Annotated in this window: 12 protein-coding genes and 1 pseudogene; 4 read left to right on the top strand and 9 right to left on the bottom strand. The window is 69.4% G+C overall.

Going from position 1 to position 14,107, the window contains the following annotated elements:
* Positions 1-316 (bottom strand): annotated as a pseudogene (locus tag C4U03_RS38130) (IS5/IS1182 family transposase); the annotation flags it as partial.
* 1,069 nt (positions 317-1,385) lie between these two features.
* Here C4U03_RS38130 and C4U03_RS40225 point away from each other — a divergent pair.
* Together C4U03_RS40225 and C4U03_RS41535 are read left to right on the top strand one after the other, a co-directional pair.
* Positions 1,386-1,685: a hypothetical protein gene (locus tag C4U03_RS40225; protein WP_146087685.1), complete on the top strand. Its 300-nt coding sequence runs from the start codon at positions 1,386-1,388 to the stop codon at positions 1,683-1,685.
* A gap of 290 nt (positions 1,686-1,975) precedes the next feature.
* Positions 1,976-2,269: a transposase gene (locus C4U03_RS41535; RefSeq protein WP_200827755.1), complete on the top strand. Its 294-nt coding sequence runs from the start codon at positions 1,976-1,978 to the stop codon at positions 2,267-2,269.
* A gap of 694 nt (positions 2,270-2,963) precedes the next feature.
* On the opposite strand, the gene C4U03_RS42750 is transcribed toward C4U03_RS41535, so the two are convergent.
* The 6 genes from C4U03_RS42750 to C4U03_RS38095 all read right to left on the bottom strand — a co-directional run bounded on the left by C4U03_RS42750 (position 2,964) and on the right by C4U03_RS38095 (position 8,465).
* The gene (locus tag C4U03_RS42750) at positions 2,964-4,337 is read right to left on the bottom strand and encodes a tyrosine-type recombinase/integrase (protein ID WP_327374450.1); all 1,374 of its coding nucleotides are present in this window, start codon (positions 4,335-4,337) and stop codon (positions 2,964-2,966) included.
* 509 nt (positions 4,338-4,846) lie between these two features.
* Positions 4,847-5,404, bottom strand: a complete 558-nt coding sequence (locus C4U03_RS38115; RefSeq protein WP_160147238.1) for an SDR family oxidoreductase — start codon at positions 5,402-5,404, stop codon at positions 4,847-4,849.
* 133 nt (positions 5,405-5,537) lie between these two features.
* Entirely contained in the window at positions 5,538-6,326 is a 789-nt protein-coding gene (locus C4U03_RS38110) for a VOC family protein (protein ID WP_103944667.1), read from the bottom strand.
* Between the two features lie 29 nt (positions 6,327-6,355).
* On the bottom strand, positions 6,356-6,886 hold the full coding sequence (locus C4U03_RS38105; protein ID WP_103944666.1) for a DoxX family protein: 531 nt from the start codon (positions 6,884-6,886) through the stop codon (positions 6,356-6,358).
* Positions 6,883-7,176, bottom strand: coding sequence for a hypothetical protein (locus C4U03_RS38100; RefSeq protein ID WP_103944665.1), 294 nt, complete (start codon positions 7,174-7,176; stop codon positions 6,883-6,885). Before C4U03_RS38100 ends, C4U03_RS38105 begins: the two co-directional genes overlap by 4 nt.
* 98 nt (positions 7,177-7,274) lie before the next feature.
* Positions 7,275-8,465, bottom strand: coding sequence for an amidohydrolase family protein (locus C4U03_RS38095; RefSeq protein WP_103944664.1), 1,191 nt, complete (start codon positions 8,463-8,465; stop codon positions 7,275-7,277).
* Between the two features lie 600 nt (positions 8,466-9,065).
* On the opposite strand from C4U03_RS38095, the gene C4U03_RS38090 reads away from it, so the two are divergent.
* Together C4U03_RS38090 and C4U03_RS38085 are read left to right on the top strand one after the other, a co-directional pair.
* Positions 9,066-9,929: an amidohydrolase family protein gene (locus C4U03_RS38090; RefSeq protein WP_103944663.1), complete on the top strand. Its 864-nt coding sequence runs from the start codon at positions 9,066-9,068 to the stop codon at positions 9,927-9,929.
* 8 nt (positions 9,930-9,937) lie between these two features.
* Entirely contained in the window at positions 9,938-12,109 is a 2,172-nt protein-coding gene (locus tag C4U03_RS38085; protein WP_103944662.1) for an acyl-CoA dehydrogenase, read from the top strand.
* 121 nt (positions 12,110-12,230) lie between these two features.
* Here C4U03_RS38085 and C4U03_RS38080 read toward each other — a convergent pair whose 3' ends face one another.
* Together C4U03_RS38080 and C4U03_RS38075 are read right to left on the bottom strand one after the other, a co-directional pair.
* Positions 12,231-12,854, bottom strand: a complete 624-nt coding sequence (locus C4U03_RS38080) for a TetR family transcriptional regulator (RefSeq protein ID WP_200827754.1) — start codon at positions 12,852-12,854, stop codon at positions 12,231-12,233.
* Between the two features lie 206 nt (positions 12,855-13,060).
* Positions 13,061-13,834 (bottom strand): SDR family NAD(P)-dependent oxidoreductase, encoded by a 774-nt coding sequence (locus C4U03_RS38075; protein WP_160147237.1) that lies wholly within the window; start codon positions 13,832-13,834, stop codon positions 13,061-13,063.
* Positions 13,835-14,107 lie beyond the last annotated feature (273 nt).

Raw genomic sequence — 14,107 nt, 5'->3', positions numbered from 1 at the left:
GTTCCACGTGGGTCAGGCCGTCGGCCTGGCAGCGTTGCAGGACTTCGTGCAGGTCAGGAGCCTGGTCGGCGAGGACGTCGATGCCCTCGTGCAGGTAGCGGTAGCCGGTGGCCTGCGAGATGCCGGCGTCGCGGGCCAGGGCGGGCACGTCCGTGGCGTGGCGGAACCAGCGCAGCACGAACATGGCCTGCCGGAACGGGCCCAGCGCCCGCGAGCCGCGTGGGGTGCCGATCCGGCGGCGATGTGCCGCCAGCAGCCGGGCAACGTAGGCGACGACCGGACGGGGGATATCGAGCATGGCAGCATAGGGAACCAACGCAAAGCCTCTGGTGCAGTGGACGAGATCTTGTGGTGAGACCTGTCCTACCAGGGGCTTTGCGGCTTCCAGAGGGCAACAGCACAACGCCCCGCAACGTCCCCTGCGCCTGCTTCCTTCCAGTACGCCCGTTCACTTCCGCTGAGAAAACCTCACTGGACAGCCACACCTTCAGGAGCCACCGGTTTGAATGGGGAAGGGCGTCCGGCCAGTTGAGGGCCGACCTGCCCGCCGAAACGTTCGTCCAGGTGAACCTGTGCCGCTTGGCTCCGGCCACCGACGCTCTCACCGGTTGTCGGTCACGCCCGAGCGGGGCGCTCGGGCCGATGCCGGTGTGGGTGCCGTGGTCAAATGCCCGGAGGCTTTGTCCGAGCATTGTGCAGCACTCTTATCTGCTCTTCACTGAATAGTCTGGCTTCTTTGCTGAGTGGCCTGGCCATTAGAGTCGCAACAACCCGCTCCCTCCCTTCTGCGCTGTTCATGCTGGCTCTATGCTCCTCGAGTGCAGCAATCGCTTCTTACGAGGATTCTGGAGGGGTGTCGACCGCCATTGCGGGTGCAGATTCAATCAGAGTGGACAACTCGGCAGTGGCGGCCTGACTGTCGGCCTCGCGAGTTCTAGCAAGTCTCTTCCATGTCGCCTTTGTGAACGGAAGTGCCTGATTGTCCCACCATCTCTTGAGGTGTGGCGCAGCCTCCACAGCCATGATGGCGCCCAGAAGAACCAGAGCGACGGGCGGCATCTTTGCTCGTGAATCGGCCTCGCTCTCGTCGTCGGGAAAGAACGTGCCATGGCCGACGAGGTGCCCTCCATCGTATAGATTTTGATGGAGGCCGCCATTTTTTGATCGTCCAGGAGTTAGTCCATCAGTATATTCATAACGGCCTCTAATGCTAGCCATTTTCCACTCTCAGCCTGCGGGTATTCACGACAGATGCGCTCCCTGAATACAGTTGGCCTTCCGGCTCTTCCAGGGTATGCACGCGCTGCCGTCCGGCGAGCGCGACCAGTCCTCGGGAGCCATGCTCCAACTGTACCTGCGACCACCGACCTTTCCACGGGGAACGCGTGCGTACCTCTCTCATAGACGACCACGGGAGGAGCGATGTCCATGTTCGAGGTTCCGGTCGCCGACGGACAGAGCCGGACGGCTGGCCGAAGCGGTACGACGTCGAGCAGATCGCACGTGAGGTCAAGCCTGACGACTGGGCGCTGTTCCTGCGCGTTCTCGACGAGACCAAGGTGTTCGCCGAAGCCGTCAACCTCGCCCGGGAACAGCCGAGCCCGGTGGATGCAGCGGTTGAGACCGGCACTGAACGCCTTCGACGGTCGGCTCACCACACAGCGTCGATAGGCGACAGACAATGAACGCCAGTTACAACAACTTCTGGCCATATGGCCATATGCCAAGATCTCGGCGCTGCCTGCTCAGGCGATACCGACTGCCAAGATCACCGCCTGTGGTAGGAGCGCTAACGGTAGTTCGTTGGATCAAGGTGAGGGGTGGGGTAGGGCGCTGGTTGCGGGATCCCCCGGGGGAGAGGGCCGGTGACGACCGGGCCGAGGTTGTGTCCGCCCGCGCCGGGGCCGTTGGAGGGGTATGCGGCGCGGTTCGATGATCTGTTCTCGCATCTGGCGCAGCGGCGGGGGTTCCGGGAGTGTATGGCCGGGTTGCCACCGCCGCGGGTTCGCCGAGCCCCTGCACCCCGGCGCGTCGGCTGCCGGGCGGCACCAACGATTCGGCGTTCGCCACCAAGCGGCGCATCGCCGCCGGTCAGGCCATCGCGGCGGCCGAGGCCGGGGTGGTCTTCCGCACCGCGGTGGCCGATTGCGCCTACGGTGATCTGGACGACCTGCGCGCCGAGCTGCGCCGGGCCGGTCTGGGCTGGGTGGTGGCGGTGCGGCCCCGCCGGAGCACCTGGGCCTACCGCGACCAGGCGCACGCCCCCTAGGACGCCGCCCGCGCGCTGGCCTGGGGCGGCCCCGACGCCCCGGCGACCGGACGTCGATCCAGCGCCGGTTCCGCGACGGGCGCACCGCCGCTTGGTGGGCCGCCGAGGCGAGGTTGGGCTGGTGGGGCCCCGACGGCACCACCCGGCTGGTGGTGGCCACCACCGACCCGCACGCCCTGCCGGACAAGACCACCTGGTATCTGGCCACCAACCTGCCCCGTCCCGGCGGTCCGGCCGCGGCCACCGGCCCTCACCCGCCCGCCAGCCTGGCCGAAATCGTCTACCTCTGCGGGCTGCACAACCGGGTCGAGCAGAGCTGCCAAACAGATCACCGACGAGCTGGGGTGGGCCGACTTCCAGGTCCGCTCCCCGGTCGCGATCCGCCGCCACCAGAGTCTGGCTGGCTGCGCCTTCTCCTTGTGCTGGGATACCTGGTTGACCATCCCGCCCCCACCCCGGCCAGCACTCGCCGATCCCACACAGAGGGGGCACCGCGGGCCAACCCCGCCAGCCCCAGCTGGCCCCACGCGCTGCGAGCCGTCCGCTCCTGGCTGAACCCCGCGATCACGCTCGCGCGCTGGTGGCGAGCCTGGTCACCAGCGGCCCCGCGCGTTGGTGACAGCAACTGCTCGACGCGGTCGGCGCTGGCCATGGCCTGCACCTCTACCTTCCATCTTGATCCAACAAACCACCGCTAGCGTGCGTCCTTTCGCTGCTTGCGTTTCTTGTCCTTCTTGGAGCGTTGGCGGATTTTGGTGAAGGCGTCGATGGCGGCGTCGTCGGCTTCGGGGAGGGTGTGCAGGTATTTCTGGGTGGTGACGATGGAGGCGTGGCCGAGGCGGTCTTTGACGATCTGGAGGTCGGCGCCGCCGTGCAGGAGCCAGGAGGCGTGGGAGTGGCGTAGGTCGTGGACGCGGGGGGTGATGCCGAGGTCGGCGGCCTTGAGGGCGGGGCGCCAGACGTGGCGGCGGAACCAGTTGCGGGGGATGTGCTCGTCGTCGATGGTCCGGGGGGTGCGGGGGTTGTCCTTGCCGGCGGCGCGGCGTTCGGCGCGGTAGCGGGCGTAGGCGGCGCGGCAGTGGTCGCAGCGGCAGGGGGCGGCGTTGTAGGCGCTGATGGTGCCGTGCTGGTACTGGCGGCCCTTGGCGTTCGGCGGGGTGAGGCCGAGCTCGGCCGGGTCGGCGACTACCTGGTTTCGGATGGGCGGGCGGGCTTGGACGCGGCGGGCGAACAGCAGGTCCTCGGAGCCCAGGCGGTGGGCGTTGATGTGGGCCTTGAGCTTCTCGGTGATCTGCTTGCTGAGTTTGAGGCGGCGAAACTCCTTGTCCTTGGGGTAACGGGTGATGAGGAAGCGCTTGCCTTCGGGGTGGAATCTGGGGCTGATCTCGGTGGCCTTGCGGCTGACGGTCAGCATGCGGGTGGCCAGGTCGAGGTCTTTGACCCGTAGTTCGATGAGCTCGCCCCAGCGCAGGCCGGTTTCGATGTCGGTCTCCACCAGCAGTTGGTGGTCGGGTTCGCCTAGCGCCTGGTAGAGGAGGTCGAACTGTTCGGGGGTGATGATGGTGCGGGGGGTGCTCGGGACGGTGGGGATTCTCACGCCGCGGCAGGGGTGGAGGTAGGTGATCTGGTCGTTGAGCGCCGTGGTGAACAGTGCGTTGAGGATGGAGTTCTTGCAGGACTGGATGACCCAGGGGGAGACGCCTCTGGACTGCAGGCTCGTGATCCACTGGCGGATGTGCTCGGGGAAGATGTCGGCCATCTTCATCGGACCCAGTTCGGGGAGGATGTGCTTGTCGAGGTAGCCGGTGTACTTCTCGCGGGTCTTGGGCTCGATCCGGTGGTTGGGGAGCCATACCTCGGTGGCGTACTTCCTTAACGTCATCTGGCCGCGCTTGGGGTCGCCCACCTTGCCCTGACGCAGTTCGACCTCCTTGTCCTGCCACGCGGTGTTGGCGTCCTTCTTGTTGGAGAAGGTGCCGGCGGAACGGGTTCGGCCCTGCAGATCGATGTAGACGGCGGTGTAGCGGGTCTTGCCCGCCTTGTTCGTGCGCTTCTTGGCGTACCCCACGGCACCTCTTCATGATCGTTTGTCCGTGGTTCGTCCGCGGACAACGTGTCAGCCGGGATGATCGGGCGGCACTCTCTTGGATTGTGATCATGCCTCTGACCTGCATCTTAGTGCCTCGACTGCGTTGGGTAAAGGGGTCGCTGCACACGGTGAACCTCTCTCTCAAGGCGGTAACGGCGGTTCGAATCCGCTCGGGGGTACAGCGAAAAACCGCAGGTCAGGGACAGAGTCCTGACCTGCGGTTCGTGTTTTCGGAATCTTTTGTCCGGGCTTCGCCCGTGGTCGTAGCGGGCCGTTCCGCGGCCGGCCCCACGAGATCGCCGGTGGCCGTGGACGGCCGTGGGCGTCTCGGTCCTTCTTGCCCCCGATACGTCGCCGGTCCGGTTGAGCGTGGACGGCTTTCATGTCCGCGCGGTCGCACTCCCGTCCCTGCGGTCACCGGAGTCGTCGGCGGCATCCCACCGGCGTGCGGCCGCGGCGAGGCGGTGGCTGCGAATCGGCCGGGGTCGTCAGCTCACGGGGGAGAGGCCGAGGCCGCCGTCGACGCCGAGCCGTTGTCCGCTGATGAAGCCCGCGCGGTCGCTGGCCAGGAAACAGACGGCCTCGGCGACGTCCTCGACGGTGCCGTACAGCGGGGGAGGCCATGGGGACTCTTCGGGGAGGGGGACGTCCTCGGCGAGCGGACCCACGTTCACGCGGTTGACGCGTACGCCGTGGGTGCGTTCGGCGGCGGCGAGGCTCCTGACGAGATCGTCCAGCGCGGCGTCCTGGCCGGGGTCGTGGAGGGCGGAGGTCACGACGACGATGCTGCCCCGGGTGCGCCGCAGTCGGGGGACGACGGTGGTGAGGATGTCGTTGATCTCGCCGATCGGCGGCAGTGCCCCACGCAGGACGAAGACGCACGTGTGGAGGTCGCCGGTGATGCCGGGGTCCGTCCTGGCCGGGGGTTCCGGCCGGACGACCACCGAGCTGCCGTATTGCGTGAGCCGGGTGGCGATGGCCTCGACGGCGGGATCGGTTCCACCGATCACCATGGCCTTCCCCTTGCGGAAGGCGAAGTCGCTCATCATGCACCTGCTTTCAAGACCAGGCGGGCATACCGCCGCCAACGGGGATCCCGCCCCGGTGTTGGAGGGGGTCGCGTCGCCGCAGTGACGGCAGGGCAGCGTCCGGGATTCCCTCCAAGGGGCGGAGTCCGGATCAGGGCGAGACGATCAGGGACAGCCCCAGAAGGTCCAGGCGGCCGGTCTCGCGGTACCCGGGGCCCAGCGGAGACAGCGGCAGGTCCAGGCTCTCCCCGGGCCGGACACCGATCGAACGGACGCCGAACCCGTCGGCCGGGTCGGTCCCGGTCACGAGGATGACGTCGGCGCCGCGTGACCAGGAGAAGCGCACGATCCGCCGGCCGCCGGGCGCGTCGAGCTCCTCCTCGCGTCCGCCCAGGATGTCCCGCAGCACCGGCCGCTGGGTGGTCAGGCCGGGCACCCGGGCGAGCACGAAGTCGACGTCGGCCGGGCGTCCGTCCACCCTGTCCGACCACGGCGCGGGCACGTGCGCGTCCGACTCGACGGTGGTGGGGTCGATGGCGGACTCGACGAACTGGACCAGGAAGCCCAGCCCGGTGTCCCGCGGGTGCAGGAACGCCTCCTTCCACACGTCGTGTTCAAGGTTGACGAGGATCGGCTCGATGCCGTGCTCGACGGCCGCGTCGAGGGTGCGCTTGATGTCGGTGACCTTGAAGGTCAGGTGATGGGGCCTGGGCCGTCCGCCCGCCTGCTCCAGGAACCGCCGGACGAACGAGTCCGGCGAGGAGCCGGGGGACAGCAGTTCGAGGCGTGTGTCGTTGCCGAAGTGGAGCTGGCAGACGTCCATGTGCGGCATGCGCGCGCCGTGGCCCCACCGTCCGCCGAGGACACTGGCGAGCCAGGGCCCGGCCGGGCTCCAGTCCGGCGCGGCGATGGCGAGGTGATCGAACGAGTAGGCCGTCATGGGTGCGCCGCCCTCCTTTCAGGACGTTTTCAGGACGCGGGACCGGTGTCCGTCGGCCGCCAGCAGAGGGCGAGCAGGGCCGTCGCTCCTCCCGCGCCGATCGCGGCGGCCGTTAGCAGGCCGGTCCAGCCGGTGAGGGCGTGTCCGGCGATCTCCTGGAGCCCCAGGAGGTGGTCGAGGGAGACCCTGCCCGGTCCCAGTGCCGCGAGGGCGAGGGCGACGACCGAGATCATCAGGACGTACTCGTACCCCTCGCCCTTGTTGAAGATGAAGAAACCGTTGCGCAGGTGGTTGGCGACCAGGGCGACCAGCATGGTGCCCAGCACGGCGCCGGCGGCGGCGGCGTTGCCGAGCCCGACCAGCAGCAGGACGCCCGCGCCCAGTTCGGTGGCCGTGGCGAGGGCGGCGTGCACCCTGCCGGGCTTGATGCCGATGGACTCGAACCACCGCGCGGTTCCGGCCAGCCGGCCGCCGCCGAAGGCGTGGTTCCAGCCGTGCGCGATCATGGTGGCGCCGACCGTGGCGCGCAGCAGCAGCGCCGTCAGGTCCGTCTCGATCATGTGCGGGCGCCGGTCCAGCCGGCGACCAGGGCCGCCCATCGTTCGGAGATGGTGCGGTCCAGAGCGGCCGCGGCGTCGGCGCTGAGCCCGGGCCCCCGGTCGGGCCCGCCGGTCACCGCCGGCAGCAGGGTGCGCAGGTCGTCCTCGTCGATCCCCAGCGCTCGCAGGGCCGGCAGGTCCCGGTCGGTGTCGAGAGTGTCGGGCAGATCGGATCCGGCGAGGAGAACGGCGCTGTCCTCCTCCCCTTCCTCCATGAGGAGGTTGATCAGGCTCAGCTTGCCGAGCTGCACGGCGGAGCTCCTTCGTTCGGGTTCTCGGCCTCGGCGCGAGGCCGGGGCGGGAGGCGGGGCGGGGTGGAGACGTCGCGGTCTCCACCCCGGTGGGGGCGTCAGACCGGGCGGCGGGTGGACAGCTCCCAGCCGTTGGTGCGCATGACGGTCTCGCACTGCTCTGGCGTGTAGTCGAAGTTCTCCAGGTCCTTGATGTAGGACGCGGGGTCGGCCAGACCCTCCACGTGCGGGTAGTCCGAGCCCATGAGGATGCGCTCGGCGCCCAGGAGCTCCAGCAGGCTGCGCAGCTCGTCCTCGTAGAAGGGGGAGACCCACACGTGCCGCTTGAACGTCTCGCGCGGGTCCTCGGGGAACAGGTGCGGCACCTGTCCGTAGGACTTCGACAGCTTCTCGAACAGGTGGAACACCCACGCCGAGCCGATCTCGATCGAGGCCATCCGCAGGTTGGGGAACCGCTTGAACAGGCCGAGCGCCAGGTGGCTGGCGATGGTGTCCTGCATCGGGTCGGCCGAGACGAGGCCGCGGAAGGCGTTGGCGCGGAACGCCTCGGTGAAGTTCCGCTCACCCCACTCGGCCAGGAACTTGGTGTAGTGGGTCTCGCCGCCGTGGTAGAGCACCGTGATCCCGGAGTCGTTGACCAGCTGCCAGAAGGCGTCGAACATGGGGTCCGCCGGAGCCTTGGGGCCCACCTCGGTGAGCACGGGGCCGGGGATCATGACGAGGAAGCGGGCGTCGCGCTCCAGCGCCCACTCCAGCTCGCGCACGGCGTTGTCCGGGTCGGCGAGGGTGATGTAGGGAGCGGCGAAGATCCGGTTCAGGTAGGCGAAACCCCAGTCCTCCTCCACCCAGCGGTTGAACGCGCGGAACGCCGCGGCCAGGGCGGGGATGTCGTGGCAGAGCGCGACCTCCATGCCCACCCCCAGCGTGGGCAGCATGATGCACGCCTCCATGCCCTGTTCGTCCATGACCGCCAGCCGCGCGTCGCGGTCGCGGTACTCGGGGCGGATCGGCTCCAGCTCGCCCATCAGCTTGCTGGGGTCGGCCGACTTGGGGTTGCGGCCGCGGAAGTACTCGTCCATGACGCCGGGGGCGGCGACCGGGTCGAACGTCGGCTTCGGGATGAACTTGTTGACCTTCTCCGCGACCAGCAGCCGGGTCTTGCCGTCGATCTGTACCCACTGCATGGTGCGCTTGCGGAACTCCGGCTCGATGTACCGGGTGAAGGCGTCCAGGGCCTCGTAGTAGTGGTTGTCGCAGTCGAAGAAACGGAACGGGAGTTCGTGCGCCATGGGGGCTGCCCTCCATCGGGAACGGGGGGACCGGCCGCCTCGCAGCGGGCAGCGGTCACTGGAAGCTAGCCACAAATTAGAACATGGTTTCTCGTGTGGCAAGGTCCGGGAGGGTCTCTGTACGCCGAGTGGGCGGTGGGCGAGCCTTCCCTGCGTCGGCGGTCATGGCCGGCTCCATGGTTCCCATGCTGCTGGGTGGGCCCAGAGATGCCTGGTAAAAGGCGCTCTTGGTGAGGTGCCGACCAGGACCCGGCAGGCCGGCCCCATCGGGCGCACGGTGCCTAGGGGTGACGTGGGTCACTCGGAGTCGGTCACTCTGTCAGGGCTGCTGGCGGGTCTGGGGGCAGAAATCATGTTTCATGCAGTGCCTCTGTGGCGGAGAACGTGTTCCGTGTCGGTGTGCTGCCGCCGTGCGGGTCGCGTGCGTCGACCGCGGCGCAGGCGGGCCGCCGGGGACTTCGGCCTTGACATGCATAGAACATAGTTTCAGAATCCTGTTTCAGATTGAGCTCTCCCTGTCCCCAGTGACCCCCGTGCGCTGTCCGGTGGAGTGAAGCCGCCACAGCGTCCTGGTCCGTCCGTCGGTTGAGAGGACCCGAGATGACGTTCCCCGAGGGCGCCCCGGTCATCGACACGATGATCGCCTTCCCGCAGGAGGGTTCCGCCCAGTACGACTTCATCCGCAAGCAGACCAAGGACGTCTCCTCCAAGGAGGAGATGGAGTTCCCCGCCGAGTACATGTTCAAGCAGGTCCCCAAGGATCTGCCGACCGACGATCCCATCAGCGTCACCCTGCGCGAGATGGACCGCTACAACATCCGGTGGGGGCTCATCGGCGTCGAGGACGAGGTCTCCCGGCTGGCGCTCAAGAAGCACCCCGACCGGTTCGTCGCCTCCGGGAACATCGATCCCAACACCGGCATGGACGGCATCCGCACGATGGTCCGCGAGTACGAGGAGTTCGGGATCCGCGCGGTCGGGGCGTTCCCCGCCGGGACGTTCCCGCAGGTGGCCATCAACGACAAGAAGATGTACCCGTTCTACGCCAAGTGCGTGGAGCTGGACATCCCGATCTTCGTGTGCGCCGGGGTCCCCGGGCCCCGGCTGCGCATGGACCCCCAGCGCGTCGAGCTCATCGACGAGGTCATGTTCGACTTCCCCGAGCTGACGCTGGTCACCCGGCACGGCTGTGAGCCGTGGACCGACCTGGCCGTCAAGCTGATGCTCAAGTGGCCGGGCCTGCACTACTCCACCAGCGCCTTCGCGCCCAAGTACTACCCGAAGGCGATCATCGACTACGCCAACACCCGCGGCGCCGACAAGGTCCTCTACGGCGGTTACTTCCCGATGGGGCTGTCCCTGGAACGCATCTTCACCGACATGCCCCGCGTGCCGTTCCGCGACGAGGTCTGGCCCAAGTTCCTGTACGAGAACGCCCGCCGCCTGCTCAAGCTCGACCAGTAGGAGCGTCCATGCCCATCGGACTCACCGAGGAACAGACCGAACTGGCCGAGGCGGTCGCCGGCTTCGTCGCCCGCCACGCCCCCCGCGAGGCGACCCGTGCCGCGCTCGACGGGCTCGCCGCGGGGGGAACGCCTGACGGCTGGGACGCCCTGGCCGCCCAGGGCCTGCTGGCGGTGCACCTTCCGGAGAAGCACGGCGGTGGTGGCGGCACCGGTCTGGACCTTGCCGTCGTCGTAGAGGAGATGGCCCGGGGACTGTTCCCCGGACCGTTCCTATCCACCGTCCTCACCAGCGCGATCCTGACCTGGGCGACCGACGGCCCGGCGCCCGGGCACGTCCTGGAGCGGTTCGCCGAGGGGGCGCGCGCCACCTGCGCCCTGGACCCCGGCGGCCTGACCGCCCGCAAGACCGCCGACGGCTACGCCGTCACCGGGACCACCGACCACCTGCTGTCCCCCGCCCACGCCGACCTGATCCTGGTGGGCGCGCAGGCCGAGGACGGGGCGATCTGGTTCCTGGTGGAAGGCGGCCGGCTCGCTCCCGGTGACCTCGGCCAGGTCGCCGGCGTCGACCCCACCCGCGGCCTCGGCCGCCTCACCCTCAAGGAGTACGAGGTCCCGCACAGCTCGCTCGTCTCGGTGGACGGCACCCGGGCTCGTGACCTCGCAGCGGCACTGTTCGCCGCCGAGGCGGTGGGGCTGATCCGCTGGTGCCTGGAGACGGGGATCGAGTACGTCAAGACGCGTGAGCAGTTCGGGCGTCCCGTCGGGTCCTTCCAGGCCGTCAAGCACAAGTGCGCCCGCATGTTCATCGAGCTGGAGACGATGACGGCGGCGGCGTGGGACGCGGCGCGCGCCGTGGGCGGGCCGGACGAGCAACTCGAACTCGCCGCCGCGGCGGCGGCGCTGGTGTGCGTGCCCGCCGCGCGGCGGCTGGGCCTGGAGACCATCACCCTGCTCGGCGGCATCGGCTACACCTGGGAGCACGACGCCCACCTGGCCTGGCGCCGGGGAATCTCCCTCGGCGCCCTGCTCGGCCCGCCGGCCGACTGGGAGCGGAGGCTGGGCGCCGCCGCCCTGGCCGGGGAGCGCGACTTCACCATCGAGCTGCCGGAGGAGAACGCGGCGTTCCGCGCCGAGATCGCGCAGCTCCTCGACAAGGCCGCCGCCCTGCCCGAGCCCGATCGCCGTGTCCACCTCGCCGACAACGGCCTGGTCGCGCCGCACTACCCGGCCCCCTACGGCCGTGCCGCCACCCCGATGGAGCAGATCGTGATCGCTCAGGAGTACGAGCGCGCGGGCCTCGACCAGCCGAGCACCGTGATCGGCGAATGGGCGCTGCCCACCGTCCTGGCGCACGGCACCGCCGAGCAGATCGAGACGTTCGTCCCGGCCACCCTGCGCGGTGCGGTCGTCTGGTGCCAGCTGTTCAGCGAGCCCGGCGCCGGCTCGGACCTGGCCTCGCTGACCACCCGTGCCGTCAAGGTCGACGGGGGCTGGCGGATCACCGGGCAGAAGGTCTGGACGTCCAGCGCGCACGAGGCCGACTGGGGGATCTGCCTGGCCCGCACCGACCCGCAGGCGCCCAAGCACAAGGGCCTGTCGTACTTCCTGGTCGACATGCGCTCCGCGGGCGTGGAGGTCCGCCCGCTGCGGGAGGCCAACGGCGGGTACCTGTTCAACGAGGTGTTCCTCAACGACGTCTTCGTCCCCGATGCCCGGCTGGTGGGGGAGCCGGGCCAGGGCTGGACGCTCGCCCGCACCACCCTGGGCAACGAGCGCGTCAGCATAGGACGGATGAGCCTGACCCAGCTCGATCTCCCCGCGCTGGCCCGCGCGGGGGGCGCCCCGTCCGGCGAGAGCGTGCTGCGCGAGTTCGGGCGGCTGACCGCCGGGATCCAGGCGATCGCCGCCATGGGACTGCGGACCACCCTGCGCAGCGTCTCGGGCCTGCGGCCCGGGGCGGAGGCCAGCGTCATCAAGGTCGCCGCCGGGTTGCAGACGGCGGCGATCGCGGACGCGGCACTGAACTGGGCGGGCTCCCCGGCCGCCCGTGACGGCGAGGTCGACGAGGTCGTCCACGCCTATCTGTCGGTCCCGCCGCAGCTCATCGGGGGCGGCACGGTGGAGATCCAGCTCAACGTGATCTCCGAGCGGATCCTCGGCCTGCCGCGCGGCTGAGGCGCGCTTCCCGGCCTCGGGTACGCCGTCCGGCGTCCCCGGGCCGGTGCGCGTCGTGACCGGGAAGTTCCAGCGTCCCGTCCTCCCGGCCAGGCCGGGAGGACGGGAGGCGTTCCTGTCGCTATCGGCCGTCCAGGATGAGGCGGGTGACCTCCTCAAGGTTGCGCATCACCTCGGTCACCGTGCTGCGCCCCGTGGTCCAGGAGGTCAGTCCCATACCCAGGGTGGAGTTGATCGCCACCCGTGCCGGGCGGGCGATCTCCTCGGGGACGTCCTCCATCAGCGCGCACATCACGCGCTCGTTCTCCTCGCCCAGTTCCGCCAGCGTCTCGCTGACGTACGGGTCGTTGCACGCCTCCAGGTGCACGGCCAGGCGTGCGAAGTTCGGGTTGTACTGAAAGGCACGCATCTCGCGCTGCACGAAGGCCAGGACCCGCTCGTAGGTGCTCTCACCGCCGCCACCGCGGCGGGATCCGCCCCGCCCGTCGATCTCGTTCATCACCTTGTCGGTCAGCCTGCGGTGCCAGTCGGCCCACGCGGCGGCCAGGAGGTGGTCCTTGGAGGCGAAGTACCGGTAGGCGGTGCCCAGCGCCACGCCGGAACGCTCGGAGACCTCCCGCATCTGCAGGTTCTCCGGTCCGGTCTCCGACACGATCTCGATCACCGTGTCGGTGAGCCTGCGGCGGCGGGCGAGCTGACTGGCGGTCATGGTGCTGACCGTGGTGCGGAAGAAGTCGTGGCTCACCCGCCCAGCTTACGGCAACCGAGTTTCAGATCTTGTTGTCCCCGCGCCTCCTCTTCCGGCCTCATTCCCCGGCGGGACAGGACGGCGGGACAGGGTCCAGTGCATCGAGAATGAGGTTTCGAATACGTCGTGGTGCGGAGGCATGAACGCCCTTCGCGGGAGTACCGGTCGCCGCGGCGCTTCGCCGGCGGGTGGGGCCGGTTCTCTCAGGCGGACATGCCGCCGTCGACGGGAAGCTCTGCCCCGGTGATGTAGGAGGCGGCGTCGCTGCACAGGTAGACCACGGCGTCGGCCAGCTCGGCGGGCGCACCCACCCTGCCCAGGGGGACCAGGCCGTCCCCGCCGTCGGGGCGGGCCTGTCTGAGCAACTGCGTCATGTCGGTGCGGAAGAGCCCGGGAACCACCGTGTTGACGCGGACGCCCAGGGGTGCGAGCTCGGCCGCCCAGCTACGGGCCAGGTGGCCCAGCGCCGCTTTGGCCGCGCCGTAGGCGGCCTGCATCGGCGCGGCGCGCAGCCCCCCGACGGAGGAGACGAACACCACCGAGCCGTGCGGTGATCCGGTCAGCCAGGGCGCCGCGGCCTTGACGGTGTGGAAGGGGCCGTCGAGGTTGACGCCCATGATCTTCCGCCAGCGGTCGACCGGGGTGTCGGCCAGGGAGACGTGCGGGTTGGCGACCCCGGCGTTGGCGACCACGATGTCCAGCCCGCCCAGCCGGCTCGCCGCCGACTCGACCGCCGCCCGGCAGGCCTCCCAGTCGGCGACGTCGGCCAGCAGGACCTCGCAGTCACGGCCCAGCTCCCTGATCGCCCGCGCGGTCCCGGCCGCCTCCTCGGCCCGGCGGCGGCACAGCAGCGCCACGTCGGCACCGGCCGCGGCCAGGCCCCGGGCCGTGGCGGCGCCCAGCCCGCGGGAGGCGCCGGTGACCAGGGCTCGTCGGCCCCGCAGGGGCAGCGGATCCGGGGCGGGCGTGGTGGCCATGACAGGGCTCCGATCACTCGACTTCGGCCGATTCTGAAACATCATTTCAGCAAGTGTCAACCAGGTGGGTCTGCCCACAGGTCGCCATCGGGAGGGTCCAGGTGCTCCCCGGGCCCGCTCCATCCCTGTCGGTGGAAGGCAGAGGACGCCCAAGCAGGCGATCGGGAGGGTTGGGTGCGATCCTTGCCGGGCTTTCGTCGGTGCCCGCCGGTGGTCGTCCACCTGGTGTCTCCTGGTCCTCCGTGACAAAAGATGTGCTTGACATCACTGAAA

Source organism: Thermomonospora echinospora (genome assembly GCF_900108175.1).
Taxonomy (GTDB): domain Bacteria; phylum Actinomycetota; class Actinomycetes; order Streptosporangiales; family Streptosporangiaceae; genus Thermomonospora; species Thermomonospora echinospora.
Note: the sequence above shows the minus strand (reverse complement) of the source record. Positions and strands in the feature narration are given on the sequence as shown.